Source organism: Kitasatospora sp. NPDC018058 (genome assembly GCF_044327205.1).
Lineage (GTDB): Bacteria > Actinomycetota > Actinomycetes > Streptomycetales > Streptomycetaceae > Kitasatospora.
This window is the reverse complement of record NZ_JBIRFA010000036.1, coordinates 37,394-61,620: the sequence shown is the minus strand read 5'-3', so window position 1 is coordinate 61,620 and position 24,227 is coordinate 37,394. Positions and strand designations below refer to the sequence as shown.

Annotated in this window: 22 protein-coding genes; 12 read left to right on the top strand and 10 right to left on the bottom strand. The window is 70.7% G+C overall.

Features of this window, described 5'->3' with window-relative positions; translation table 11 throughout:
* Positions 1–47: 47 nt before the first annotated feature.
* The 3 genes from ACH4E7_RS35075 to ACH4E7_RS35065 are packed head-to-tail and all read right to left on the bottom strand — an operon-like array spanning position 48 to position 2,296.
* Complete coding sequence (locus ACH4E7_RS35075; RefSeq protein WP_396253238.1) at positions 48–1,742, bottom strand: SulP family inorganic anion transporter; 1,695 nt, start codon at positions 1,740–1,742, stop codon at positions 48–50.
* An 8-nt stretch (positions 1,743–1,750) separates the two neighbouring features.
* Positions 1,751–2,098 carry an ArsR/SmtB family transcription factor gene (locus tag ACH4E7_RS35070; RefSeq protein WP_396253211.1) on the bottom strand — a complete coding sequence of 116 codons (348 nt, stop codon included), beginning with the start codon at positions 2,096–2,098 and terminating at the stop codon, positions 1,751–1,753.
* Between the two features lie 3 nt (positions 2,099–2,101).
* Complete coding sequence (locus ACH4E7_RS35065) at positions 2,102–2,296, bottom strand: hypothetical protein (protein WP_396253210.1); 195 nt, start codon at positions 2,294–2,296, stop codon at positions 2,102–2,104.
* 257 nt (positions 2,297–2,553) lie between these two features.
* Here ACH4E7_RS35065 and ACH4E7_RS35060 point away from each other — a divergent pair, with 257 nt between their 5' ends.
* The 3 genes from ACH4E7_RS35060 (at position 2,554) to ACH4E7_RS35050 (ending at position 5,791) form a co-directional block, all read left to right on the top strand.
* Positions 2,554–2,934: an ArsR/SmtB family transcription factor gene (locus ACH4E7_RS35060; protein ID WP_396253209.1), complete on the top strand. Its 381-nt coding sequence runs from the start codon at positions 2,554–2,556 to the stop codon at positions 2,932–2,934.
* Between the two features lie 303 nt (positions 2,935–3,237).
* On the top strand, positions 3,238–3,462 hold the full coding sequence (locus tag ACH4E7_RS35055) for a hypothetical protein (protein WP_396253208.1): 225 nt from the start codon (positions 3,238–3,240) through the stop codon (positions 3,460–3,462).
* A gap of 418 nt (positions 3,463–3,880) precedes the next feature.
* On the top strand, positions 3,881–5,791 hold the full coding sequence (locus ACH4E7_RS35050) for a putative Ig domain-containing protein (RefSeq protein ID WP_396253207.1): 1,911 nt from the start codon (positions 3,881–3,883) through the stop codon (positions 5,789–5,791).
* A gap of 339 nt (positions 5,792–6,130) precedes the next feature.
* Here ACH4E7_RS35050 and ACH4E7_RS35045 read toward each other — a convergent pair whose 3' ends face one another.
* Positions 6,131–8,689, bottom strand: coding sequence for a collagenase (locus ACH4E7_RS35045; protein ID WP_396253206.1), 2,559 nt, complete (start codon positions 8,687–8,689; stop codon positions 6,131–6,133).
* Between the two features lie 252 nt (positions 8,690–8,941).
* On the opposite strand from ACH4E7_RS35045, the gene ACH4E7_RS35040 reads away from it, so the two are divergent.
* Positions 8,942–9,175: a hypothetical protein gene (locus tag ACH4E7_RS35040; RefSeq protein ID WP_396253205.1), complete on the top strand. Its 234-nt coding sequence runs from the start codon at positions 8,942–8,944 to the stop codon at positions 9,173–9,175.
* A complete protein-coding gene (locus ACH4E7_RS35035) occupies positions 9,168–10,796 on the top strand; it encodes a B12-binding domain-containing radical SAM protein (protein ID WP_396253204.1) in 1,629 nt (542 codons plus the stop codon). The genes ACH4E7_RS35040 and ACH4E7_RS35035 overlap by 8 nt, the downstream gene beginning before the upstream one ends.
* Before the next feature lie 251 nt (positions 10,797–11,047).
* Here ACH4E7_RS35035 and cynS read toward each other — a convergent pair whose 3' ends face one another.
* Both cynS and ACH4E7_RS35025 read right to left on the bottom strand, forming a co-directional pair.
* Positions 11,048–11,518 carry a cyanase gene (gene cynS / locus ACH4E7_RS35030; protein ID WP_396253203.1) on the bottom strand — a complete coding sequence of 157 codons (471 nt, stop codon included), beginning with the start codon at positions 11,516–11,518 and terminating at the stop codon, positions 11,048–11,050.
* 113 nt (positions 11,519–11,631) lie between these two features.
* Positions 11,632–12,225 carry a carbonic anhydrase gene (locus tag ACH4E7_RS35025; protein WP_396253202.1) on the bottom strand — a complete coding sequence of 198 codons (594 nt, stop codon included), beginning with the start codon at positions 12,223–12,225 and terminating at the stop codon, positions 11,632–11,634.
* Between the two features lie 127 nt (positions 12,226–12,352).
* On the opposite strand from ACH4E7_RS35025, the gene cynR reads away from it, so the two are divergent.
* From cynR to ACH4E7_RS35010, 3 genes are all read left to right on the top strand, one after another.
* Positions 12,353–13,273, top strand: coding sequence for a transcriptional regulator CynR (cynR, locus tag ACH4E7_RS35020; RefSeq protein WP_396253201.1), 921 nt, complete (start codon positions 12,353–12,355; stop codon positions 13,271–13,273).
* A 188-nt stretch (positions 13,274–13,461) separates the two neighbouring features.
* Positions 13,462–14,367, top strand: coding sequence for a hypothetical protein (locus ACH4E7_RS35015; RefSeq protein ID WP_396253200.1), 906 nt, complete (start codon positions 13,462–13,464; stop codon positions 14,365–14,367).
* Positions 14,368–14,727: 360 nt separating this feature from the next.
* Positions 14,728–15,645, top strand: coding sequence for a SigB/SigF/SigG family RNA polymerase sigma factor (locus ACH4E7_RS35010; RefSeq protein WP_396253199.1), 918 nt, complete (start codon positions 14,728–14,730; stop codon positions 15,643–15,645).
* A gap of 278 nt (positions 15,646–15,923) precedes the next feature.
* Here the strand turns inward: ACH4E7_RS35010 and ACH4E7_RS35005 are convergent, their stop codons facing one another.
* On the bottom strand, positions 15,924–16,148 hold the full coding sequence (locus ACH4E7_RS35005) for a hypothetical protein (protein WP_355675121.1): 225 nt from the start codon (positions 16,146–16,148) through the stop codon (positions 15,924–15,926).
* Positions 16,149–16,428: 280 nt separating this feature from the next.
* Between ACH4E7_RS35005 and ACH4E7_RS35000 the strand changes: the two genes are divergently transcribed.
* The 3 genes from ACH4E7_RS35000 (at position 16,429) to ACH4E7_RS34990 (ending at position 19,046) form a co-directional block, all read left to right on the top strand.
* Positions 16,429–16,719: a helix-turn-helix transcriptional regulator gene (locus ACH4E7_RS35000; RefSeq protein WP_396253198.1), complete on the top strand. Its 291-nt coding sequence runs from the start codon at positions 16,429–16,431 to the stop codon at positions 16,717–16,719.
* Between the two features lie 225 nt (positions 16,720–16,944).
* Positions 16,945–18,648, top strand: coding sequence for a cytochrome c oxidase subunit I (gene ctaD / locus ACH4E7_RS34995; RefSeq protein WP_396253197.1), 1,704 nt, complete (start codon positions 16,945–16,947; stop codon positions 18,646–18,648).
* On the top strand, positions 18,645–19,046 hold the full coding sequence (locus ACH4E7_RS34990; protein WP_396253196.1) for a cytochrome c oxidase subunit 4: 402 nt from the start codon (positions 18,645–18,647) through the stop codon (positions 19,044–19,046). Before ctaD ends, ACH4E7_RS34990 begins: the two co-directional genes overlap by 4 nt.
* On the opposite strand, the gene ACH4E7_RS34985 is transcribed toward ACH4E7_RS34990, so the two are convergent.
* Positions 19,006–20,724 carry a cytochrome bc complex cytochrome b subunit gene (locus ACH4E7_RS34985; RefSeq protein ID WP_396253237.1) on the bottom strand — a complete coding sequence of 573 codons (1,719 nt, stop codon included), beginning with the start codon at positions 20,722–20,724 and terminating at the stop codon, positions 19,006–19,008. The genes ACH4E7_RS34990 and ACH4E7_RS34985 overlap by 41 nt on opposite strands.
* A 235-nt stretch (positions 20,725–20,959) precedes the next feature.
* Entirely contained in the window at positions 20,960–21,409 is a 450-nt protein-coding gene (locus ACH4E7_RS34980; protein WP_396253195.1) for an Lrp/AsnC family transcriptional regulator, read from the bottom strand.
* Positions 21,410–21,582: 173 nt separating this feature from the next.
* Between ACH4E7_RS34980 and aspA the strand changes: the two genes are divergently transcribed.
* Complete coding sequence (gene aspA, locus ACH4E7_RS34975; protein ID WP_396253194.1) at positions 21,583–23,067, top strand: aspartate ammonia-lyase; 1,485 nt, start codon at positions 21,583–21,585, stop codon at positions 23,065–23,067.
* 151 nt (positions 23,068–23,218) lie between these two features.
* Here aspA and ACH4E7_RS34970 read toward each other — a convergent pair whose 3' ends face one another.
* Positions 23,219–23,983, bottom strand: coding sequence for a VOC family protein (locus ACH4E7_RS34970; RefSeq protein ID WP_396253236.1), 765 nt, complete (start codon positions 23,981–23,983; stop codon positions 23,219–23,221).
* Positions 23,984–24,227 lie beyond the last annotated feature (244 nt).

Below are 24,227 nucleotides of genomic sequence, written 5' to 3'. Positions count from 1 at the left end.
TGCCGCCGTCGGGGTCGGGCCGGACGGTCAGCGCTCGGCGGTGCCGGTCACCGGGAGGGTCCGGCGGCGGTGAGGCCGTGCCCGGCGGTGCCGGCCTGGCCGTGCAGGTGGGCACGGGCGTACGCGATGGCGTCGGGGGTGGTGCCGAAGAGGTGTCCGTCGGCGCGCAGCCGGTCGAGTACGCCCAGGGCGTCGAGGGGGCGGTGGTGTTCGTCGCGGATGCCGGAGACCAGGACGAGCGTGCCGCGGCGCTGGAGCTCGGTGATGGCGTCGCCGAGGACGGTGGCGCCGCTGGCGTCGATCGCGCTGACCCGGGACATCCGCAGGACCGCGACCTTGACCTCGGCGGATTCGGTGAGCTCCAGCAGGAAGCGGTGGGCCACGGCGAACAGCAGGGGGCCGTCGATGCGGTAGGCGACGATGTGCTCGGCGAGCAGCGCCTGTTCCTCGTCGTGGTGGTCGGCCGGGGGCAGGTCGGCGTGCAGCGGGACCTGCTCCACGCGCGCCGCCTTGGCGACGGCGGCGAGCGCCAGGACGCCGGAGACGAGCAGGCCGACCACGACGGCGGTGACCAGGTCGAAGGCGAGGGTGGCGGCGGCGGTGAGGGCCAGGACCGCGGCCTCGCCGCGCCCGGTGCGGGCCAGCGCCCGCAGCGAGCCGACCTGGACCATCCGTACGGCGGTGGCGATCAGCACCCCGGCCAGGGCGGCGAGCGGGATCCCGGCGACCAGGGGCGCGGCGGCGAAGACGATCACCGCCAGGACGGCGGCGTGGACGAGGGCGGCGAGCCGGGAGGCGGCGCCGGAGCGGACGTTGACGGCGGTGCGGGCGATCGCGCCGGTCGCGGCGACACCGCCGAACAGCGGGGCGGCCAGGTTGGCCAGGCCCTGGCCGAACAGCTCACGGTCGCTGTCGTGGCGCTCGGACACGCTCATGGCGTCCGCGGCGGTCGCGGACATCAGCGACTCCAGGGCGGCCAGGGCGGCGACGGCCAGCGCCGACGGCAGTAGGGCGGGTACGGCGGAGAGGTCGAGGAAGCCGAGCGAGGGGGCCGGGAGCCCGGTGGGCAGGTGGCCGATGGTGGCGACCGGCAGGTCGGCGAGCTTGGCGGTGACGGTCGCGGCGACGACGGCGATCAGCGAGAACGGCAGCGCGGGCCGCAGCCGTACACCGATCAGCATCACGGCGGCCACGGCGAGGGCGACGGCGAGGGCGGCCCAGTGCGGCGCGGACGCGAAGTCGGCGACGGCCCTGGCGGCGACGACGGCGGGGTTGTCGCCCTCGGGCTTCCTGACGCCGAGCGCGCCGGGCACCTGCTGGAGGGCGATGACCCCGGCGATGCCGACGGTGAAGCCCTCGACGACGGGGACGGGCACGTAGGCCATCCAGCGCCCGGCCCGGGCCAGGGCGAGGGCCATCAGGATCACCCCGGCGAGCAGGCCGACGGTCAGCACCCCGTTCGTGCCGTAGCGGGCGACGATCGGGACCAGGACGACGGTCATGGCGCCGGTCGGCCCGGAGACCTGGAGGCCGGAGCCGCCGAACACGGCGGCGAGCGCGCCCGCGACGACGGCGGTGGCCAGGCCCGCCTCGGCACCGGCACCGGAGGAGATGCCGAAGCCGAGGGCCAGCGGCAGCGCGACGATCGCCACCGTGAGGCCGGCGAGCAGGTCCTTGCGCGGGGAGCGGCCCATGGCGGCGAGGGTCTGCCGGGTGGGCAGGACGGCACGCACCCGGCTCATCACGGTGTTCACGCCGTCGCCTCCCGGGCGGTGGTCGCGGCCAGTTCGGGCAGCAGCCGGCTCTGGCCGGTGATCACGTCGCCGAGGATCCGGCGGGCGGCGAACAGCAGCTCGGCGACGTCGGGCGTGGCGAGCGCGTAGACCACCGTGTTGCCGTCGCGGGTGGCGGTGACCAGGTTGGTGCGCCGCAGGACGGCGAGTTGCTGGGAGAGGCTGGAGGCCTCGATGTCGAGGGAGGCGAGCAGGTCGCGTACCGGGAGCGGGCCGTCCTGGAGGAGTTCGAGGATCCGGATGCGGGCCGGGTGGCCCAGGGTGCGGAAGAACTCCGCCTTCGCCTGGTACAGCGGGACGGCCATGGCTCAGCTCTCTCCTTGCTCTTCCTCGGCGGTGTGCGGCACGTCGATGCCGTGGGCGGCCGCGATCCGCAGCAGGGCCGCCACGCGCCCGGCGTAGGCCTGGGAGCCGTCGTCGTCCCCGTCGGCCCGGGCCTTCCGCAGGGCCTGGCGGGCCTGGGCCAGCTGTTCGTGCAGCTCCTCGTCGAACACCGCGGTCACGACTCTTCCCTCCCGGGGGTGCCGGCGGGTGCCGGGCGCACCTTCGCCGATCCAACAGCATGCCAGCATGTATGGACTTGAAGAATTTATCAAATCGCATGTTTCGCATGTGATGGATTCGACGGCGGGAATCTGCTGTGATCGGTAGTGGTCGTCGGCCCGGCCGCACCCGCCCCGCGATCGGCGGACATGGGCGGCCGACCGGTTGGTAAGGTCAACTCTTCGACGATGTTCCGCCTGATGGAGACGGTGACGACGTGAACGCCGAAACGCCCACCCCACCTCCCGTGGTCGGCGCGCCGCTGTACCAACTGAAGGCGGAGTTCTTCAAGACCCTCGGCCACCCGGTGCGCATCCGCGTCCTGGAGCTGCTGAGCGAGCGCGAGTACGCGGTCTCCGAGATGCTGCCCGTGGTCGGCGTCGAGGCCTCCCACCTGTCCCAGCAGCTCGCCGTGCTGCGACGCTCCAACCTGGTGATCGCCCGCCGCGAGGGCTCCACCGTCTACTACCGCCTCACCAATCCGCAGGTGGCCGAGCTCCTGCGGGTCGCCCGCACCATCCTTGGCGGCGTGATCAGCGGCCAGGCCGAGCTCCTGGACGGCCTGCTCGCCCAGCCCCAGAAGCCCGGGCGCGACTGACCGCTCCCGGTCGTTCAGCGGGATGCCCGCCGCCGCCCCGGGCGATTCCGGGGCGGCGGCGAGGCGGCATGGACCCCTCGCGACCAGCGGGGCCGGACACGTCGAAGGAAGGCCCGCAGCACCCGTACGCACCGCGCCCACCCGGCGCGAAGCGGCACACCACCACTGCCCGCACCGGGGACGGAGCGGTCGGCGCGGCTGTACGGCACCGCGGTGAGATACGCCTTCCTCGTTCTTGCCCTTCCATGCAATTGACAAGGTTATCAACTGCTAAGGTCATCATGTGACGGCATCGCCGGAAGCGTGCTGTCGCGACGAGGCCGCCCTGGAACCGACGCCGGGGCGGCCTCGTCGGTCCGGCGTCGGCATCGCCGAAGGCCGCGCGGCACCGTCACCCGGCTCCGGGTCGTCGACCCGTCCTTCGCCGACCGCCCCGCCCTACCGGTCGCCCTCGCCGAAGCGATCGGCTCGGACCTCCCGCTCACCAACAAGAGCTTCAACCTCTCCCGAGCGGGCAACGACCTCTGAAACGGCGGGATTTCGCTATTCTCCGAGATCCCGAAATGATCGCCGGGGAGAATATCCCATTGCCGATTTCTCGCCGGACTCTTTCCTTCTCGGAGGTTTCGGCGGCGCGAACACATCGCTTTTGCGCAACCCGTTGACTGAGGCCTGTCACCGCTGCTTTTCTTCCGTTCACGCCCCCTGCCGCAGCCTCCTCAGGCCGGCCACCGGGCACTGGTTTCCGCTGCTCCACCATCGCTCCGCAGCTCTGCTGCTGACGTGACGTCGGTCGACGTCCGTCAGCCCCCATAGCACTGCCGGCAAGCACGGGCCACCCCACGGTTACGCCTCGCGCCCGTGTCATCGCCGTACCCCGCCCTGCCACGAGCCGTCATCCGGGCCGACCGGCACCGGAGTCGGCAGGAGAGAGGAACCCCCACACATGGGCATCCCCCGCGTCCGTGCGCTCAGACGAGCGGCCCTGGCCGCCGTCGCGTCGCTGTCCCTCGTCACCGCCGCCCTGACCACCAGCGGTGCCGCCCAGGCGGCGGACGAGCCGGCGTCGCCGCAGAACGGCTCCGTGACCAACCCGTACAGCCCCGCCTACCAGCACCCGTACCGGCACGGCGTGCTGCCCACGGTCGGTCAGAACGACAAGATGAAGCAGTGGGCCGCCACCCACGCGACCCCCAACGCGGCCACCGGACCGCAGACCCTCTCCTACGGCGGAGGGATCGACGGGATCGGTGTCCAGAGCGGCCACTCCAAGGTCTACCTGGTCTTCTACGGCAACCAGTGGGGCACCCAGACCACCGACGCCAACGGGAACGCCAAGTTCTCGGGCGACTCGGCCGGAGCGGCGGGCGCCGCGCAGCAGATGTTCAAGGGCATCGGCACCGGCAACGAACTCTGGTCCGCGGACCTGACGCAGTGGTGCGACGGGCCGAACGTGGCCACCGGCGCCACCAGTTGCCCCTCGAACGCGAACTTCGTCCCGTACCAGAGCGGTGGCGTGCTCGCCGGCGTGTGGTATGACAACGCGGCGGCGTCACCGAGCGCCGCCTCCGGCCACCAGCTCGGCCAGGAAGCCGTCAACGCGGCCGCGCACTTCGGCAACACCACGGCGGCGTCCAACCGGGACGCCTACTACGTGATCCTGTCGCCGCACGGCACCAACCCGGACAACTACCAGAACCAGTACTGCGCGTGGCACGACTACAACGGTGACTCGACGCTGACCGGCGGCGCGGTGACCTCCCCGTACGGCGACGTCGCGTTCAGCAACCAGCCGTACAACATCGACTCGGGCGCCGGCTGCGGCGTGGGCTTCGTCAACTCGCCCGGCACGCTGGACGGCTGGACCATGACGCTCGGCCACGAGTGGCACGAGATGATGTCGGACCAGAACCCGGCCGGCGGCTGGACCAACCACGTGTCCGGCAGCTCCTACAACGGCCAGGAGAACTCCGACGAGTGCGCCTGGCTGTCCCCGGGCACCGCGGGCGGCGCGGCCAACATCACCTTCGGCAGCTTCGGCACCTGGGCCGAGCAGGCCAGCTGGTCCAACGACACCAACTCCTGCGCCATCTCCCACCCGATCGTGGGCGGCGGCTCGACGGGCAACACGGTGACCGTCACCAACCCCGGCAACCAGACCACCGCGCAGGGCTCCTCGGTCAGCCTGCAGGTCCAGGCCAGTGACTCGGCCTCCGGCCAGAGCCTCACCTACTCGGCCACCGGCCTGCCGACCGGTCTGTCCATCAACTCCGCCACCGGTCTGATCACCGGCACCGCCACCACCGCCGGCAACTACAACGTGACCGCCACCGCCAAGGACACCACCGGCGCCACCGGCTCCACCAGCTTCGGCTGGACGGTCAGCGGCTCCGGCGGCTCCTGCACCCCGGCACAGCTGCTCGGCAACCCCGGCTTCGAGACCGGCTCGGCCGCGCCGTGGACCGCGACCAGCGGCGTGATCGACAACTCGGCGTCCGAGCCGGCCCACAGCGGCTCCTGGAAGGCGTGGCTGGACGGCTACGGCACCGCGCACACCGACAGCCTCTCGCAGGCCGTCACCATCTCGGCGGGCTGCAAGGCCACCCTGAGCTACTGGCTGCACATCGACACGGCCGAGACCACCAGCACGACCCAGTACGACAAGCTCACCGTGACCGTCAACGGCACCACGGTGGCCACGTACTCCAACCTCGACAAGAACACCGGCTACGCCCAGAAGACGGTCGACCTGTCGGCCTACGCCGGGCAGAGCGTCACCCTCAAGTTCACCGGGGTGGAGGACTCCTCGCTCCAGACCAGCTTCGTGATCGACGACACCGCGATCCAGACCAGCTGACCCCGCTTCATCGGGGGTGGGCCCGGCGGCACCAGCCGCCGGGCCCACCCCCTTCGGGGTGTCCGCCCGACCAGCACGGAACCCCGGCAGTGACGTACACCGCCAAGGCGTTCGCGGCACTCCTGGAGCTGGACGCGGCCGGGCGCTTCGCGGGGGAACCGGTGGTCTTCCTCAACACCTTCGGCCCGAGGTAGCGGCCGACCGTGTGGACGGCGAGTCTGCGGCATCCGGCACCGGAACCGACGGCCGGCGCCGGGCGGCCGCCCGACAGGGGCATCACATGGACGTACGGGACCCACCCCGCCCGAGGCGGGGTGGGTCCCGAGCGTAGGGAGCGCGTCAGTACTGGGTGCTGACGGACACCCCGCTGAAGTCCGTGTTGGCGTACAGGCTGATGTACCGGTAGCCGGCCGCGGGGTTGGTGACGGTGAGCGTCTGCGTGGTGCCGGGGTTGGTGGAGGAGGCGGTGTAGGCGCTGGGGGAGGCCCAGGTGTCCTGGTTGTAGTAGAGGGAGGCGCTGCCGGTGCCGCCGGAGGTGGAGACCTTCAGGGTGGTGGTGCCGGCCGGCAGGTAGACGTAGAAGTAGTCGAGGTTGCCGGCGGTGCGGGCCTGGTTCGGGCGGGAGCAGTTCTGGCCGAGCGCGTCGGTGCGCGGGTCGGTGCACGTCGGCAGGGCGGCGCCGGTGGTGACGGTGACCGACGACGGGGTGCTGGCGGACTTGCCGGCGCTGTCGGTGACGGTCAGGGCGACGGTGTAGGTGCCGGGGGTGGCGTAGCTGTGGACCGGGTTCCGCTCGTCGGAGCTGCTGCCGTCACCGAAGGTCCAGTGCCAGGAGGCCAGCGACGCCTGGGAGTTGGTCTCGACCGACTTGTCGGTCAGGGTGACGGTGGCGCCGTCGACGGACTGGCCGAACAGGGCGGTGGGGCCGTCGGCGTAGCAGGCGCCGGCGGCGCAGGCGTTCAGCCAGGTGTCGAAGTCGGCGTCGTAGGAGGTGCCGAGGTTGTTGTAGACCGCGTAGCCGCCCTGGTAGTCACCGGTGCGGAAGTGGTCGAGCATCGTGTAGACGTCGGCCGGGTGCTTCTCGATCATGTACCGCACGGCCAGGTAGCCCCACGGGTAGGTGCGCACCGTGTCCGAGTTGCCGTAGGTGTTCTGGAAGACGGTGCTGAGCTTGTACCGGTGCGTGGCGGCCTCGGTCATCGCCTGGGTGTCGGTGGTGCCGCGGTAGGCGTAGGACTCGTACTCGGCGACGCCCTCGATCCACCAGATGTCCGGGACGGAGGTCTCGGTGGTGAAGTTGCCCTTCATGTCGTAGATGTTGTCGAGGTAGTGCGTGTACTCGTGGTTGAGGTTCCACACGTTGGCGGGGAAGCCGTCGTTCCACGCCTTCTGGTACATCACCGACACGGGCTGGTTGTTGGGGTCGGTGACGTCCATGACGGTCTGGCCGCCGTTGTCGGTGGAGTTGCCGTAGATGGCCCAGGAGTAGGTGAGGTAGTCGTCCCGGTTGGAGAAGACGGCGAGGGTGATGGTCTTGCCGTACTGGCCGGGGACGGGGCCGTCGTCCTTGACGAGGTTGTGGAAGAAACCGTCCTCGCCGCGCAGGCTGGCGCAGACGGTGGCCAGGTCGGCGGGGGAGAGGGCCTCGGCGCGTATGGTGCGGTTGTCGCAGACCAGGGTGTCGGGCAGGACGGCGGCGGTGAGCTTGCCGGGCAGGTCGCAGGTGCCGTAGTAGGAGCACTGCGCGTTGTCGTACTGGTTGGCGTTGTAGGCGGTGTACACGTACAGCTTGCCGACGGCGCCGGAGATCGGGGTGGTGTCGAGCACCTGCTTGACCAGGGGCTTGGTGAAGGTCTCGACGCTGCCGCCGTCGCCGGCGGTGCGGGCGAGGTCGTTGCCGGCGTTGACGTCGAGGAAGGCGTTGGGGGTGGTGAGCAGGTCCTTGTGGTTCTGCGCGAAGTTCGCGAGCGTGGTGATGACGCTCGGGTCGGCCGTGACGGCGCTGACGTAGGTGGGGTTCCAGTTGGCCCGCCACAGCGGCGCCCACAGCACGGCGTTGACGGCGCTGACCATCTTCGGGAACGCGTTGTAGCCGTTGTTGTAGCCGTTCAGGACCTGCTTGTAGACGTTCAGGTACTGGGCCTGGATGTTGGCGCTGTCGGTGAGGATCAGCACCTCGCTGAGTATCGAGCCGTTGGCGTCGCTGACGTCCGTCCGGTGCGCGCTCGCGAAGAAGGCGTCGAGGCCGGCCTTGACGGCGGCGGTGAGCGTGGCGTCGTAGGGGCCGACGGCGCTCGGGTTGTTGGACTGGACGTAGTAGCCGGCGCGCAGGAAGAGCACGAGCTGCAGGATGTCGGCGGAGTTGTCGCCGGTGTAGTTCGCCGCCTGGGCCCGGAAGGCGTTGGCGATGGTGAGCATCTGGGACTGCTTGAAGATGTTGCCCGCGTCGGTGCCGGTGACGTTGTACAGCGTCTTGACGCAGTCCGTGGTCGAGCCCTGGACGAAGGAGACCAGGCCGGCGCCGCTGCGGGAGCCGAAGTCGGCGGGCGTACAGCTGGGCGCGGCGGGGGCCTGCTCGGTCAGTGCGTGCTTGGCCGTCGTCGGGGCGTTCGGATGCGGGGCGGTCTGGACGGCGGTCCCGGCCGGCTGGAGCGCCTGGCCGAGCAGCGTCGGCGCCAGCGGCGCGGCGGTGCGGCCCATGTCCTCGGTGGAGGACGCGGCGACCTCGGGCCCGAACGGCTTCGGCGCGGTGGCGGTGGAGGACGCCGCAGCGGTGGCCGCCGCCGGCGAGGCGGGCGCGGGTGCCGCGGACGCGGCGAGGGCGGGGGTCGGGAGCAGGGTGGCAGAGCCGGCGAGGGCGGCGGCCACCAGGAGCGGAAGGGATTGGCGCAGACGCACTGCGGTGTCCTTGTCCTGAGGTGGGGGAGGTAACGGGGCGTCAGTCACGAGGCGGAGGGGGGGAGTTGACGTGTGACCTGTCACCGGATTGAGGGTCAGAACAATGTCACAGGTTATATGTCATCGCAAGAGGCGTCGCACGGGTGGAAGGCCGGCAACACGCCGTTGATGACCGAGGATCACAATTGGTGACTCTCGGTGATCTACGGTGGTTCGCACACCCTGCAACCCCCGCCCGAGGAGCCGTCCACCATGTCCACACCGAACCCTGGCGCCGAAGTCCCCTCCTTCCTGGCGTGGCCGTTCCCGCACCGTCCGACGCACCCGGGCGACCCCATCGACATGGAGTTCATCCTCGACAAGCTCGCGCCGGACACGCGGAATCAGCTGATCGCCGTACGCCTGGAGGCGGTTGCGGCTGTTCACCAGGCGGTCGCCGAGGGGGCCAGGAAGGCCGCCTCCCTCATCGCCGGCGCCAATGGCTAGGGACGTTGCACCCGAGGTCGTGCTGATCGGCTATCAGGACCAGGGCAACCTCGGCATGGGGTACCTGGCCGCGGTCCTCAAGGAGCAGGGCCGGACGGTCGAGCTGATCGACGTACGGGACGGGCCGCAGCGGATCGCGGCCCGGCTCGCTCCGGCGGAGGGCGGGGCGCAGCCCCTCGTCGTCGGCTTCTCGCTGATCTTCCAGTTCTTCCTGCCGCAGTTCCGCCGGGTCGCCACCGAGCTCCGTCGGGCCGGAGTGACCGGCCACTTCACCATGGGCGGGCACTACGCCAGCCTGTGTCACGACGAACTGCTCGCCCAGATGCCGGAGTTGGACAGTGTCGCCCGCTACGAGGGCGAACACACCCTGGTCGAGCTGGTGGACCGGCTCGCGGCCGGTGCGGACTGGCGCCCCACCCCCGGTCTCGCCTTCCTGTCCGAGGGGAAGGTGACCGAGAGCCCCACCCGGCCGCTCATCCAGGATCTCGACTCGCTGCCCTTCCCGTACCGGCCGTACGAGCCGGAGCGGATCGTCGGATTCCCCACGGTTCCGTTGCTGGCCAGCCGTGGCTGCGCCCGCCGCTGCTCCTTCTGCTCGATCCACACCTTCTACCGGACGGCGCCCGGAAAGACCGTCCGGGTCCGGAAGGCGTCGACGGTGATCGAGGAGATGCTGCTGCTCCACCGTGAGCAGGGCGCCCGGGTCTTCCTGTTCCAGGACGACGACTTCCCCCTCTGGGGCAGGGCCGGCCGCAAGTGGGTGGACGAGCTCGCCGAGCGGATGCACGAGACCGGCCTCGCCGAACGGGTCATCTGGAAGATCAGCTGCCGGGCGGAGTACGTGGAGCCCGAGCTCTTCGCCGACCTGAGGGACGCCGGGCTCTTCCTCGTCTACATGGGCATCGAGTCCGGCGTCGAAGCCGGCCTCGAGATCCTCCACAAACAGCTGACGGTCGAGCAGAACCTCACCGGTGTGCAGACCCTGAAGGACGTCGGCCTGCACTTCATGTACGGCTTCATGCTCTTCGACCCGTCCAGCACCTTCGACTCGGTGCGGGGCAACATCGGCTTCCTGCGGCAGATCGTGGGCGACGGTTCGAGTGCCGCGACCTTCTGCCGCATGCTGCCCTACGGGGGCACGCCGATCCGGGACCGGCTCAAGCTGGAGGGCCGGCTGCGCGGCGATGTGACCCGCCCGGACTACGACTTCCTCGACCCGCGGCTGACCGACTACTACCGGCAGCTGAAGCCGGTCTCGGGCCAGTGGGTGAGCGACGAGGGCGTCTCCCACGAACTGCACTGGGCCTGGGACGAGTTCACCACGGTCGAGCGACTCGTCCCCGGCCTCGTCGGTGGGCAGGAGTACCGCCGTGCGCTGGCCGCGCTCACGGCGGAGTGCAATGAGGCGCTGTTCCGGCTCGTCGAGGACTCCGCTACCGCCTTCGAGCACGGCGACCGGTCGCTGCTCGATCCGGCCGCCGCGCGGGCCACCTGCGAAGGCGTCCGCACCCGGCTGCTGGAGCTGCGCAACGGCTACTTCCTGGGCAACGTCGAAGCCCTCACCGAGGCGGTGCAGCTGAACGCCATCCGTGGTCCGGTACTGGCACCTCAGGTCCACTGACCGACGGGCACCCCACCTGGAACACCGGTCCCGGAGTCCGTCGCGCACGTGTGCCCACCACCGGCTGTCCCCGGCGAGGAACGGAATGTCGTCCTTACCTCGCGGGGGCGCGCACCTCCACGACTGAGCTCCGTCGTCGGCCTGCTCCCTGTCGCGGCAGTGAGCAGGCCGACGTGGCACGTCCGGACTGACGTCGCCTCGGAGTCAATCCACAGCGAAAAGGTCGCGGCCCGTCCCGCCGTGGGCATCGATCAGAAGGGCTTGGTCGGCAGGTACTTGCCGTCCAGGGTGATGACGGCGCGCTCTCCGCCCTCGGGGTCGGCGACCTTCTTCACGTCGAGCTTGAAGTTGATCGCGGAGATGATGCCGTCGCCGAACTGCTCGTGGACCAGGGCCTTGAGGGTGGTGCCGTAGACCTGGAGCATCTCGTGGAAGCGGTAGATCGTCGGGTCGGTGGGGATGCCGCCGGGGATCGAGCCGCGGGTGGGGATGGTCTGCAGGAGCATCGCCGCGTCCTCGTCGAGGCCCAGCAGTTCGGCGACCGCCCTCGCGGAGCTCTCCGGCAGGGGGTGCTGGCCGAGCACGGCGGCGGTGGTGAAGGCGACCGACAGGCCGGAGGCGTCGGCGATCTGCTGCCAGGTGAGGTCCTTGCGCGTCTTGGCCTCGACCGCGGCGGCGGCCAGCGCCTGGCGGGTGGCGGGGTCGAACTGGGCGTGCACCATGGGTGGTTCCTTTCACGGTGTGCCCCTTCGCGCATCGGGTGCGCGAAGCGGGCGGGTTCAGGGGGAGGGGCGCCGTCCGCACTGAACGGGCGGGCCTGGGAAGGGCGTTGAGGTCAGGCGGCGACCGGGGCGGTGGAGCCGACGATCCGGAGTTCCTCGACGCGGCCGGTGGCGATGTCGAAGACCCAGCCGCGCAGGGTGACCTGTCGCTCGGCCAGGGCGCGGGCGACCGCCGGGTGGGTGGCCAGGTTCGCCAGCTGGTCCAGCACGTTCTGCCGTACCAGGGCCGGCACGTCCGCGGTGGTGGCGGTACGGGCCGCTGAGGCCGCGGCGAGCCGCAGCCAGTCGGCGACCGCCGGCGCGCCGCTCAGGTCGTGGCCGTGGGCGAGGGCGGTCATCGCGCCGCACGCGGAGTGCCCGCAGACGACGATGTCCCGCACGCCCAGCGTGGCGACGGCGTACTCGACGCTCGCCGCGACACCGTCGGCACCGGGGGTGTGAGCGGGGACGAGGTTGCCGGCCGTACGGATGACGAACAGCTCGCCGGGCTCGCACCCGGTGATCAGCTCGGGGACGACACGGGCGTCGGAGCAGCCGATGAACAGTGTGTGGGGTGTGTGGTGGGTGGCCAGATGGGCGAAGAGCTCCTTCCTGGCCGGGAAGACGTCCTGCTGGAAACGCGCGACGCCCTTGGCGAGGTCATGCACGGGGTCACTCCCTTTCGTGGCGGCCCGGCCCGTGGGGCCTGGCGAGATCCACTGTGCATGACCTGCATCTATAGTGTCCAAGACGCATCATCCATAGTTGTTATTGATGCCATCTATAGTTGTGCCCATGGCCTCCCCGGAACTGCGTCACCTGCGCTACCTGCTCGCCGTCGCCGAGCACGGCAACTTCACCCGCGCGGCCGAGGGCCTGCGCATCTCCCAGCCCACGCTGTCCCAGCAGATCAAGCAGCTCGAGCGGACCCTCGGCACGCAACTGTTGGACCGCACCGGTCGCACCGTGCGCCTCACCGACGCCGGCGAGGCGTACGCCCACCACGCGCGCAGCGCGCTGCGTGACCTGGCCGCCGCCGAGCGGGCCGTGCACGACGTGCAGGACCTCTCGCGCGGGCAACTGCGGCTGGCGGTCACCCCCACGTTCACGGCGTACCTCGTGGGACCGCTCACCGCCGAACTCCACGCCCGCCACCCCGGCATCACGCTGACCGTACGGGAGACGACCCAGGGCCGCATCGAAACCGGCCTGCTGGACGACGAGTTCGACCTCGGCATCGCCTTCCGAGGCCCCCATCTGCCCGGTATCACCGCCGCCGCCCTGTTCACCGAGGCGCTCACCCTGGTCACCGGCCCCCGTCACGTCGCCGCCGACCGTGCCGACCTCGCCGGCCCGCTACCGGTGCGAGAGCTCGACGATCGGCAACTGGCCCTGCTCAGCTCCGACTTCGCCACCCGCGGTCATATCGACGCCTACCTCGAACGGCACGGCGTCAGCCCGCGCATCGCCGTCGAGGCCAACTCCATCCAGGCCCTCACCGAGGTGGTCCAGCGCACGCCGCTCGTCACCGTCCTGCCGGACGCCGTCACCCACGACCACCCTCGCCTCGTCCCCGTCCCGCTCGACCCCGCCCTTCCCGCCCGGGTCGTCACGCTCCTGCGGCGCGCCGACGCGTACGAAAGCGCCGCCACGCGCGCGTTCACCCGCCTCACCCGAGACCTCGTGCGCACCCGCGGATATCCGCCCGCGTCCTGAGCGCGCGGGGCGGTGGCGGGCTTTTCTCTTTTCTACTGACGCGAAATCACTTTTCTCATGAAGATCACTACGCCGGCCCGCCAGCCTTTGAATAACAATTCGCTCTCGAGGGCTTTCCGAATTTCCTCCAGCGTCCTACGCTGCGGCGCGTGTCGATATTCCGAAGACTCCGCACTTCCGGTCCGCGCGTGCGGACGGAACTCGATGACGTCCAACTCGGCCGCGTGCGGCGACAATTGAATTCCGTCGGGCGGCTGGGGCCGGACGACATCCAGATCGACCAGGTCGAGCGGCTGCTCCAGGAGGCCGGCACCGACTGGGACCGCCGTGGGCACCGCTTCGCCGTGCTCGCCGAGGCCGCCGCGACGTCGACGTTCGCCCGGTCCTGGCGTCGGCGCCGCCCGCGCAGTGCGGACCCGCTGGTCTTCGACGCGTGGGTCGAGCTGGTCCGCGGCCGGCAGGCCGGGGGCATGGCGGACGCCTGGGCGGCCGCCGAGTGTTGCTACCGTGCCGCCGACGCCGTTCCCGCCGATCCGGAGCCCTGGGTGGTGCTGCTCGGGATCCTGCGCCTGATGCGGGCCGAGTCGCGCGAGCTGTTCGCCGTCTGGGCCGAGGTGAGCGCGCGCGATCCCTGGAACCGCGAGGCCTATCTGCAGATGCTGCGCTACCTGTCGCCGGAGGAGTGCGGCTCGCGCAGCAGTCAGCTGGAATTCGTGGAAACGCTCCGCGCCTCGGTGCCGCCGGTCGCACCGGTCGTGGGCGTCGAGCTGACCGCTCTGGTCGACGAGCACGCCCGCACGACGGCGAAGGGCGGCGTCGAGGCGCTGATGGCCCGCCGCCAGTGGACGCACATCCGGGCCGCCGGCGCGCTGGACACCGCACTGGCCACCTGGCCCCGCGAGGGCCGCCTGCGCCACGCGGCGGCCCTGGCCGACCTCAACCTGCTCGCCTACGCCCTGGTCCAGGCCGGCCGCGTGCGCGAGGCCGGTGACACCTTCCGTCGGATCGGCGACACCGTCACCGCCTGGCCGTGGTCGCTCGACGGCGATCCGCTCCAGCAGTTCGGGTACTGGCAGGCCAAGGCCCTGGCCTGAGGCGCAGCCGAAGGCCCCAGAGCGCGGCGCCGGCCTTGAGTCGCCAGGGCGCCCCCCCTGGGCTGCGGCGCGGCTGGACTATCGGGGCATGGCCGCCCCTCCTCTCGTGTCGAGGCGGTTGCCTGGGCGCGCATACCCGGAGAAACCACAAGAAACCGTCTGAAACATGAATTCGATGTCGTGTATCGGGTAGAACGTCCATGCGGCGGTCGGGCAGCGACCGGCCGCCCGGCACCGGAACCAGGTGTCACCGGGGCCTCCGAAGAACCCGGCGGAGGCCCTGAGGAAGAAGCCCCCTCCGGCGCGTGAGCGCCGGCCCGCGGGCGTTGCCGGGCGTTCCCCCGATGCCAGGAGAAAGCAGTGTGCATCCCGCTGGAAACAGCTCACCCCGGCGATCAGGACGTCGCCGTACCCTCAGGCACCCCGCCAGACCTGCCGCCGAGACCGACCGAGGCCGAACTGCGTTCGATGGGCAAGACCGAGGCGCGTGAGCTCAGCGACGCGCTGTTCGAGCGCCTGCACGGCCTCGCGCGGGAGACCCACGCCTACAGCTACGTACGCGGCACGATCATCGAGCTCAACATGCCGCTGGTCCGCTTCGTCGCCGCCCGCTTCCGGCACCGCGCGGAGGACATGGAGGACATCCTGCAGGTCGGCACGATCGGTCTGATCAAGGCCGTCGACGGCTACGACCCGGACCGCGGCGTCGAGTTCGTGACGTACGCCATCCCCACCATCGCCGGGGAGATCAAGCGCTTCTTCCGCGACACCTCCTGGCCGGTCCGGGTCCCCCGCAGCATGCAGGAGCTGTACCTGACCGTGGCCTGCGGCTCGGACCGGCTGGAACAGGAGCTCGGCCGCCTCCCGCAGCCCGAGGAGATCGCCGAGGGCCTGCACCTGAGCGTCGAGCAGGCCGTCGAAGGACTGGTGGCCGGCCGGGTCTACCGCCCCAGCTCCCTGGACGCGCTGCGCGACCAGGACACCGACGAGAGCGGCAGCACGCTGGTGGACCGGCTCGGCAGCTGCGACCCCGGCATCGAACTCGCCGACTTCCGCACCGCCGTCCGCCCGCTCCTCGCCCGACTGCCCGAGCGCGAACAGAAGGTCCTCAAGTTCCGCTTCTGGGAGGGCCGAACGCAGTCCGAGATCGCCGACCGGATCGGGGTCTCCCAGATGCACGTCTCCCGGCTGCTGAGTGCCACGCTGACCTGGCTGCGCGAGGAGCTGGAGGACCGCGACGCGCCCGGCTGGGCGGACGAACCGGAGGAAGTCGGCTGACTTTCCCCTCCGCCGGGCGTTTCCGGCCCCCCGCAGCGGATAGCCGCGCTGCGGGGGGCCGTCCACGGGACGGGGCGTGAAGGGCGTCGGTGGCCGGGCGCGCAACAAGCGGGTCAACGAGCGCACCGGCAAGGAGGACCCGTGCCGGGACGTCGTCGAAGCGCGGACGGCTTCCTCCAGGTGGAGATCACCGACGAGATCGCCACCGTCCTCGGCGCACCGGGCGCAGGGGCCCGGTATCCGGGCCTCCACGCGGTGCCGATGCCCCGAGGGGGGCGTCAGAGATCGGTAGCGGAGATCACCTCACGGACAGTGACCAGGCAGGGGTCGCAGTACCGGTCCGGCAGCGCCGGGCCGGTACCGCTGTCGGTCGGAACCACCCGCTGCGAGGGTTCGAGGACCCGCCCGCACAGCGACGCCGTGGCGTCGTCCTTGGCCACCACGTGCCACACCAGTCCGGGCGGTGACACCGCCGGGTCGTGCTCGGCCCACATCTCGTACACGGCGACCTCCGGGTCTCGGGGCTAGGTCACCCCCATGCAACCCCGCGACACCACGGCCGGCCACCGGGCCGGACCCAGTGGGATGGTTACACCGGGTACCGGCCGGGCCCACGTGCGGTCCGCCGGGATCGGCCCGGCCGCAGTCACGCGACGGGGCGCAGATGGGCACGGTGCAGGGGTCCGTCGACGTCGACGGACCCCTGCACGCCGCCGACACCCCCCCGGGTTCCGGTGTTCACGCACATCCGCGAGCACGAAAACCTGGTCGTACGCTGAGACTATGATCGACCGGCCGGCGGGTCTGGGGTGGACGTTCCTCACCAACCACGCCCGTGTACTGGTGCAGATCGCCCGCGACCCCGGCATCAGAGTGCGCGATATCGCCGCCCGGTGCCTGCTCACCGAGCGGGCGGTGCAGCGGATCATCGCCGACCTGGAAGAAGCCGGTTACCTCACCCACGAGCGCCAGGGGCGGGTCAACCACTATCACGTGATCGCGGGCAAGCAGCTGCGCCATCCGGCGGACGCCGGCCCGACCCTCGCGGAACTGCTCGCCGTGCTGCTGCGTTGACGTCGGGCGGCGCCCCGGGTGCGGGAAGCCGGGGCAGCCCGTGGCCTTCGGGAGGATCCACACTCGGACGGCGGACCCCGGGCGGCGGCGACCGCGATCGCGCAGCGTGGCGTCCCGACGCGCCGGTCGGCCGCCGCTAGGGTCGCTCCCGGCGCGCGAAGCCGCGTACTCCGTGGCGGACGACGGGCCCGGGGGGTGCGTCATCGGCTTCGCTGCGGAGGTTTCATGAGTGCGTCTGACACCGCGCCGTCCCGCGTACACGTCCGCGTCCGGCGTGGCCGGACGCTGCTGCGCTGGCTGTTCACCACGGACCACAAGGTGATCGGAAACCTCTACCTGGCGACGGCCTTCGGGTTCTTCCTGGTCGGCGGCCTCATGGCGCTGCTGATGCGGTCACAGTTGATGGGCCCCGACACCGGGTTCCTGTCGAATCAGCAGTACAACCAGATGTTCACCATGCACGGCACGATCATGCTGCTGCTGTTCGCCACCCCGACCTTCGCCGGCTTCGCCAACGCGATCATGCCGCTGCAGATCGGTGCACCCGACGTGGCCTTCCCCCGGCTGAACGCCTTCACCTACTGGGCCTTCCTGCTGGGCGGGCTGATCGTGCTGAGCGGCTTCCTCACCGCGGACGGGGCTCCCGCCTTCGGCTGGTTCGCCTACGCGCCGCTGAACGGGGCGGAGCACTCACCGGGGACGGGCCCGGACCTGTGGGCGCTCGGACTGGTGGTGGCCGGTCTCGGGACGATCCTGGGCTCGGTCAACTTCATCACCACCATCACCTGCCTGCGGGCGCCGGGCATGACCCTGTTCCGGATGCCGATCTTCACCTGGAACGTGCTGTTCACGTCGATCATGGTGCTGCTGGCCTTCCCCGTGCTGACCGCCGCCCTGCTGCTGCTGGAGGCGGACCGCAAGTTCGGCGCGCACGCCTTCGACCCGGCGAACGGCGGGGCACTGCTGTGGCAACACCTGTTCTGGTTCTTCGGCCACCCGGAGGTGTACATCGTCGCGGTGCCGTTCTTCGGCATCGTCAGCGAGATCCTTCCGGTCTTCAGCCGCAAGCCGCTGTTCGGCTACTACGGGATGATCGGCGCGACCATCGCCATCACCTCCCTGTCGATGTCGGTGTGGGCCCACCACATGTTCGCCACCGGGCAGGTGCTGCTGCCGTTCTTCTCGATGATGTCCTTCCTCATCGCGGTGCCCACCGGGGTGAAGTTCTTCAACTGGATCGGGACGATGTGGCAGGGCTCGCTGTCCTTCGAGACCCCGATGCTGTGGTCGATCGGGTTCCTGGTGACCTTCCTGTTCGGCGGCCTGAGCGGGGTGCTGCTGGCCGCGCCGCCGATCGACTTCCACGTCACCGACAGCTACTTCGTGGTGGCCCACCTGCACTACGTCCTGTTCGGGACGGTCGTGTTCGCGACCTTCGCGGGCTTCTACTTCTGGTGGCCGAAGCTGACCGGGAAGATGCTCCACGAGCGGCTGGGGAAGGTGCACTTCTGGATCCTCTTCACGGGGTTCCAGACCACCTTCCTGGTGATGCACTGGCTGGGCGCCCAGGGGATGCCGCGCCGCTACGCGACGTACCTGGACGTGGACGGCTTCACCACCCTCAACGTGGTCGCCTCGGTCGGCGCGTTCCTGCTCGGGATCTCCAACCTGCCGTTCTTCTACAACGTCTGGACGACCACCCGGCACGGCGCCCGGATCACCCAGGACGACCCGTGGGGCTGGGGCCGGTCACTCGAATGGGCCACCTCCAGTCCTCCGCCGCACCACAACTTCCACGCGCTGCCCCGGATCCGCTCCGAGTCCCCGGCGTTCGACCTGCACCACCCCGAGGTCCCGACGGAGGCGGAGTCGAGCGGCGGAGCCGACCTGCCGTACGGCCGCCGGGACGGACGGGGGAAAGGGCGATGAAGGCCGAGGGATGGCTGTTCGCCGTCATGACGGTGTTCTTCGCGGTGACCGGACTCATCTACGGGTTCTGGGCCCGCGAACCGGCCGGCAAGGCGATCCTGACCGTGGCCTTCCTGATGTCGGGACTGGTCGCGCTGTTCTGGTTCATCCAGCACCAGCGGAGCGGCGGCGGCCGGGCCCAGGACCGCAAGGACGCCGAGATCGCGGAGACCGCCGGCCCGGTGGGCTTCTTCCCGCCCCGCAGCGGCTATCCCGTGCTCGCGGCGGCGGGCCTGGCCGCCTTCGCGCTCGGGCTGGTCTTCGCCCGGTGGCTGATCGTCTTCGGCGCGCTGGTGCTCGCACTCGCCGTGTTCGGCTTCATCTTCCAGTACCGGGACCACGACGACGGCGGGGCCTGACCCTCCGGAGCAGCCGGCCCAGTCGGCCGGCCTCGGGGGCCGCGGGCGCCGTCGCGGGGCGCGGGTGGGCCGGGGCGGTGAGGACGGCCTCGACGCGGCCCTCCTCCTGCTCCACGGTGGGCAGGGCGACCCGGTCGCCGTAGTACCAGGAGCCGAGCGCGGCCCGCACCCGCTCCGTTCGCGGCGCCCCCGCCGACGGCTGCGGCGGCAGCGGCGCGTCGCGCACCAGCATCGCGTGGCGCTCGGCCGCCGGCACCGGGCGGCGGTTCCCGCTGAAACCGCCGTCGATCGACTGGTCGATCCGGCCGGTCTCGTCCCCGTCCAGCAGTCGGGCGCGGTCCCTGGCCTGCAGGGCGAGGCAGAGCCGCCGGGTGAGCACGAAGGAGAGCGGCGGCAGCAGGATCAGCGCCGCCCGCAGCGCCCAGGTGAGGGCGTTGACCGAGACACCGAAGGTGTACGCGATCACGTCGTTGCCGCCGGCGACCAGCAGCACCGTGTAGAAGGCGATCCCGGCGACCCCCAACGCCGTGCGGGTCGGCTTGTCGCGCGGCCGGTCGCACAGGTGGTGCTCCCCGCTGCCCGGGGTGATCCACCGCTCGACGAAGGGGTAGACGAACAGCACCCCGAACAGCAGACCGGGCACCACCAGGGCGGGAAGGAACGCGCTCCACGACACCGTGTGCCCCAGCACCCCGGTCTCCGCGGCGGGCATCAGCCGAAGTGCCCCCTCGATGAACCCGATGTACCAGTCGGGCTGCGCACCCGCCCCGGCGATGTCGGGCCGGTAGGCGCTGTAGCGCCAGATCGGGTTGATCTCCGCGAGCAGGGCGGACAGGGCCAGCACACCGGCCACCGTGAACGCCAGGCCGATCGTGCGGGCCAGGAACTGTGGGAAGAAGGGCAGCCCCACCACGTTCCGGTTGGTCCGGCCCGGCGCCGCCCACTGGGTGTGCTTCAGCACGACCACCAGCGTCAGGTGCGCCCCGATCAGCGCCAGCAGCAGGCCGGGCACCAGGAGGATGTGCATGGAGAAGAGCCGCGGAATGATCGCGTGCCCGGGGAACTCGCCGCCGAAGGCGAAGAAGCTGAGGTAGGTGCCGACGACCGGCACGGAGAGCAGGACGCCCTCGGCGATCCTGAGCCCGGTGCCCGACAGGGTGTCGTCCGGCAGCGAGTAGCCGGAGAACCCCTCCAGCAGCGCGAGGTTGAACAGTGTCACGCCGATCACCCAGTTCAGCTCGCGCGGGCGGCGGAACGCGCCGGTGAAGAACACCCGCAGCAGGTGCACGCAGATCGCGGAGACGAACAGCAGCGCGGCCCAGTGGTGGATCTGGCGGACCAGCAGGCCACCGCGCACCTCGAAGCTGATGTGCAGGGTAGAGGCGTAGGCCTCGGACATCCGGACGCCGCGCAGCGGCAGGTAGGAGCCGTCGTAGACGATCTCGCCCATGCTCGGGGTGAAGAAGAAGGTGAGGAAGACCCCGGTCAGCAGCAGGACGACGAAGCTGTACAGCGCCAGTTCGCTCAGCAGGAACGACCAGTGGTCGGGGAACACCTTGCGCAGCAGTTCCCTGCCCGCCTCCATGAGCGGGAGCCGCCGGTCGACGACCCGTGCGGCCCGCTCGCCGGCCGACGGTTCGGGCGTACTCGTCCGCACCCAGGAGCTGCGGTCCGGCATGCGGTCCGCGGACCTGTCGTAACCCTGATTGCCGTCCATATCGGGCAACCTAGTGCGAAACGCCTCCACAGGAGCGCAGGTCGAGGCGCCCCCTCTTCCGTGCGACGCCGGAGCACCCCATCGGAGCAACGCCCACGGGCACCACCGCACGGCTCCGCCAGGGAGCCCGCGGTGTCAGAGGATCAGAGGAGCTGACCCGCGTCACCTGTTCCTTCCGCTGACCCGCGGGTGTGGCTCAACGGTCGACCGGCAGGCCGCGCGGCTGCTTGATCGGCTTCATGATGATCTGCGAGTTGACGGCGGTGGCCCCGGTGAGGGTGGTGAGCCGGTCGGTCCAGAGCTTCTCGTAGGCCGCGAGGTCGGCGACCGCGACGCGCAGCAGGCAGCCGGGGCTGCCCATCAGCCGGTAGGCCTCGACGACGTCCGGGATCTCCGACAGCTCGGCCTCGAAGGCCGCGACCGAGCGGGTGTCGCGTTCGACCGAGACGAGCACCTCGAAGCCGCGGCCGACCGCGTTCGGGTTGACGATCGCGCGGTAGCCCTCGATCACCCCGTCCTGTTCGAGCTGACGCACGCGTCGCATGCACGGGGACGACGTGAGGCCGACCCGCTGGGCGAGCTCCTGGATGGTCAGTCGGCCGTCCAGCTGGAGCTCGCGCAAGATTGCCCTGTCGATATGGTCCATGACGCGATTATCCACCACGTGGTGAGCCACATCGGGCCTGAATCGGCAAACCGATTGCGGACGATTCGGCCTAATCTTGCGTACGCGGTGCCGCGCGGCCCGCGCCCAGCACGGCGGTCCGCGCCCGAAAGTCGCCGTGGCCACCGAGTCTCCAACCCCAGGAACGGAACCCCATGCAGCCTGCCCCCAGCAGTTCCACCGTGCCCGTCGGCGCCGGCACCGACGTCGATGCCGATTCCGATGCCGGGCCCGAGGTCCGTACCGAACACGACCTGCTGGGCGAGCGGAACGTCCCGGCCTCCGCGTACTACGGGGTCCACACGCTGCGGGCGGTGGAGAACTTCCCCATCACCGGCACCCCCGTCTCCGCCTACCCGTCGCTGGTGACCGCGCTGGCCTGCGTCAAGCAGGCCGCCGTGCTGGCCAACCGGGACCTGGCCCTGCTGGAGAACCGCAAGGCCGAGGCGATCGCCCAGGCCTGCGAGGAGATCCGCGGCGGGCGGTTCCACGACCAGTTCGTCGTCGACGTGATCCAGGGCGGCGCGGGCACCTCGACCAACATGAACGCCAACGAGGTCGTGGCCAACCGCGCGCTGGAGATCCTCGGCCACGCCAAGGGCGAGTACCGCTTCCTGCACCCGCTGGAGGACGTCAACTCCGGCCAGAGCACCAACGACGTCTACCCGACCGCGGTCAAGGTCGCCCTGCACTTCGCCGCCCGCGAACTGCTCGACACCATGGCCGAGTTGCGGGACGCGTTCGCCGCCAAGGCGGAGGAGTTCGCGGACGTCCTCAAGATGGGCCGCACCCAGCTCCAGGACGCCGTACCCATGACGCTCGGTCAGGAGTTCGCCGCCTTCGCGGTCATGCTGGAGGAGGACCGCGGTCGACTGGCCGAGGCCTGCGAGCTGATCCGTGAGATCAACCTCGGCGGCACCGCCATCGGCACCGGTCTCAACGCCCACCCCGCGTACGCGGCCACCGCCTGCGCCCACCTCGGCGCCATCACCGGCATCCCCGTGGTCGTCGCCGGAGACCTGGTCGAGGCGACCCAGGACGCCGGCGCGTTCGTCCAGCTGTCCGGCGTGCTCAAGCGGATCGCCGTGAAGCTCTCCAAGACCTGCAACGACCTGCGGCTGCTCTCCTCCGGTCCGCGTACCGGCCTCGGCGAGATCAACCTTCCCGCGGTACAGGCGGGTTCGAGCATCATGCCGGGGAAGGTCAACCCGGTGATCCCCGAGGTGGTGAACCAGATCGCGTTCGAGGTGATCGGCAACGACCTGACCGTCACCTTCGCCGCCGAGGCCGGCCAGCTCCAGCTCAACGCCTTCGAACCGGTCATCGCGCACAGCCTGCTGAAGAGCCTCACCCACCTGCGGGCCGGCTGCCGGACCCTCGCCGAGCGCTGCGTGGCCGGCATCACCGCCAACCGCGACCACCTCGCCCACCTGGTCGGGCACTCGATCGGCCTGGTCACCGCCCTCAACCCGCACATCGGCTACGAGAACGCCACCGCCATCGCCCAGGAGGCACTGACCACCGGCGCCTCCGTCCACGACCTGGTACTGCGCCGGGGCCTGCTCACCGAGACGGAACTCGGCGAGATCCTCCACCCCGACAACCTCGCCCGCCCGCACGCCCGCGCCGCCGCCCGCTGACGGCGTTCCTGACGTGCCCGACGGACCGTCTCCGCCGCTGGCGCGCAGGGTTCGGACTCCCGGAACCCGAGCTGCGAGCCGCCGTGTCGAGGCGGAGTGGGTGCCTGCCCGCCTCGACACGGCGGCCGGAGCACGCGTCGGCCGACGCAGGTCAGCTGTCGGCGCGGGGGGCGAAGACGCCGAAGGTGGCACCCTGCGGGTCGCGGAACACCGCGATCCTCGGGCCGTTCTCCATCTCCACATCGACGGGCCCGTGCAGGACCGCGGCCCCGAGACGCGTCGCGGTCGCGGCGGACGCGTCCACATCGGCGACCTGGAAGAACGGGTTCCAGTGGGAGGGGACCTCCGGCGGGAAGGAGGCGTCCATGGCCATCACACCGCCGAACATCCGGTCGGCCAGACCGACCATCGGGTAGATGTCGTGCGGCCACACCTGCCAGCCGAAGACACCCTTGTAGAAGGTGACCGCCGCGTCCCTGTCCCGGGTCGACAGGTCGCTCCAGCCGAAGGCGTTCGGTTCGTCCACCACACCGAAGCCGGTGAACCTCCGGGCCTGCCAGACGGCGAACGGCGCGCCGGTCGGATCGCTGAGCAGCGCCCAGCGGCCGAGGTCACCGACCTCCATCGGCCCCATCCACACCTGGGCGCCCGCCTCCTTGGCGGCCGCGCAGGTGTCGTCGACGTTGTCGGCCGCGAAGGACAGCAGCCACATCACCGGCTGCTGCGGGTTCATCAGCGGGGCCACGGCCGCGGCGGGCGCGCCGTTGTGGGAGAAGGTCGTGTAGCCGCCGTACTGCGGGTCCGGGTCGGTCTCGGCGGTCCAGCCGAACAGTTCCCCGTAGAACTGCTGGGCTGCGGGTAGGTCGTGGGCGCTCAGCTGTGCCCAACACGGGGAACCAGGGATGATCTCGACCACCTTCAACGCACTGCCCCTCTCGACGTGGTTTTCTGGTACCGCACCAGCGGTTCGCCATTTGCGCTGGTCAGATGACGGATGGCGAGTCTAATGGGCTGACGTACCGTCAGGTCGGCATTGGTGAAGCCCCGGCGGCGTCGCCTCCGCCCTCGCCGCCCACGACGGCCTCCGGCACCCCTGACTCGAACGACTGGAACGTCGTCTGAGGTTTTCCTCGGGACCCGGCGGGGTCGGGGGTGGCCGG

Excerpts from the sequence above, each read along its gene's own strand:
- ACH4E7_RS35075 (WP_396253238.1), bottom strand. The coding sequence starts at position 1,742 with ATGAGCCGGGTGCGTGCCGTCCTGCCCACCCGGCAGACCCTCGCCGCC.
- ACH4E7_RS35070 (WP_396253211.1), bottom strand. The coding sequence starts at position 2,098 with ATGGCCGTCCCGCTGTACCAGGCGAAGGCGGAGTTCTTCCGCACCCTG.
- ACH4E7_RS35050 (WP_396253207.1), top strand. The coding sequence starts at position 3,881 with ATGGGCATCCCCCGCGTCCGTGCGCTCAGACGAGCGGCCCTGGCCGCC.
- ACH4E7_RS35040 (WP_396253205.1), top strand. The coding sequence starts at position 8,942 with ATGTCCACACCGAACCCTGGCGCCGAAGTCCCCTCCTTCCTGGCGTGG.
- ACH4E7_RS35035 (WP_396253204.1), top strand. The coding sequence starts at position 9,168 with ATGGCTAGGGACGTTGCACCCGAGGTCGTGCTGATCGGCTATCAGGAC.
- cynS (WP_396253203.1), bottom strand. The coding sequence starts at position 11,518 with ATGGTGCACGCCCAGTTCGACCCCGCCACCCGCCAGGCGCTGGCCGCC.
- cynR (WP_396253201.1), top strand. The coding sequence starts at position 12,353 with ATGGCCTCCCCGGAACTGCGTCACCTGCGCTACCTGCTCGCCGTCGCC.
- ACH4E7_RS35000 (WP_396253198.1), top strand. The coding sequence starts at position 16,429 with ATGATCGACCGGCCGGCGGGTCTGGGGTGGACGTTCCTCACCAACCAC.
- ctaD (WP_396253197.1), top strand. The coding sequence starts at position 16,945 with ATGAGTGCGTCTGACACCGCGCCGTCCCGCGTACACGTCCGCGTCCGG.
- ACH4E7_RS34990 (WP_396253196.1), top strand. The coding sequence starts at position 18,645 with ATGAAGGCCGAGGGATGGCTGTTCGCCGTCATGACGGTGTTCTTCGCG.
- ACH4E7_RS34985 (WP_396253237.1), bottom strand. The coding sequence starts at position 20,724 with ATGCCGGACCGCAGCTCCTGGGTGCGGACGAGTACGCCCGAACCGTCG.
- ACH4E7_RS34980 (WP_396253195.1), bottom strand. The coding sequence starts at position 21,409 with ATGGACCATATCGACAGGGCAATCTTGCGCGAGCTCCAGCTGGACGGC.
- aspA (WP_396253194.1), top strand. The coding sequence starts at position 21,583 with ATGCAGCCTGCCCCCAGCAGTTCCACCGTGCCCGTCGGCGCCGGCACC.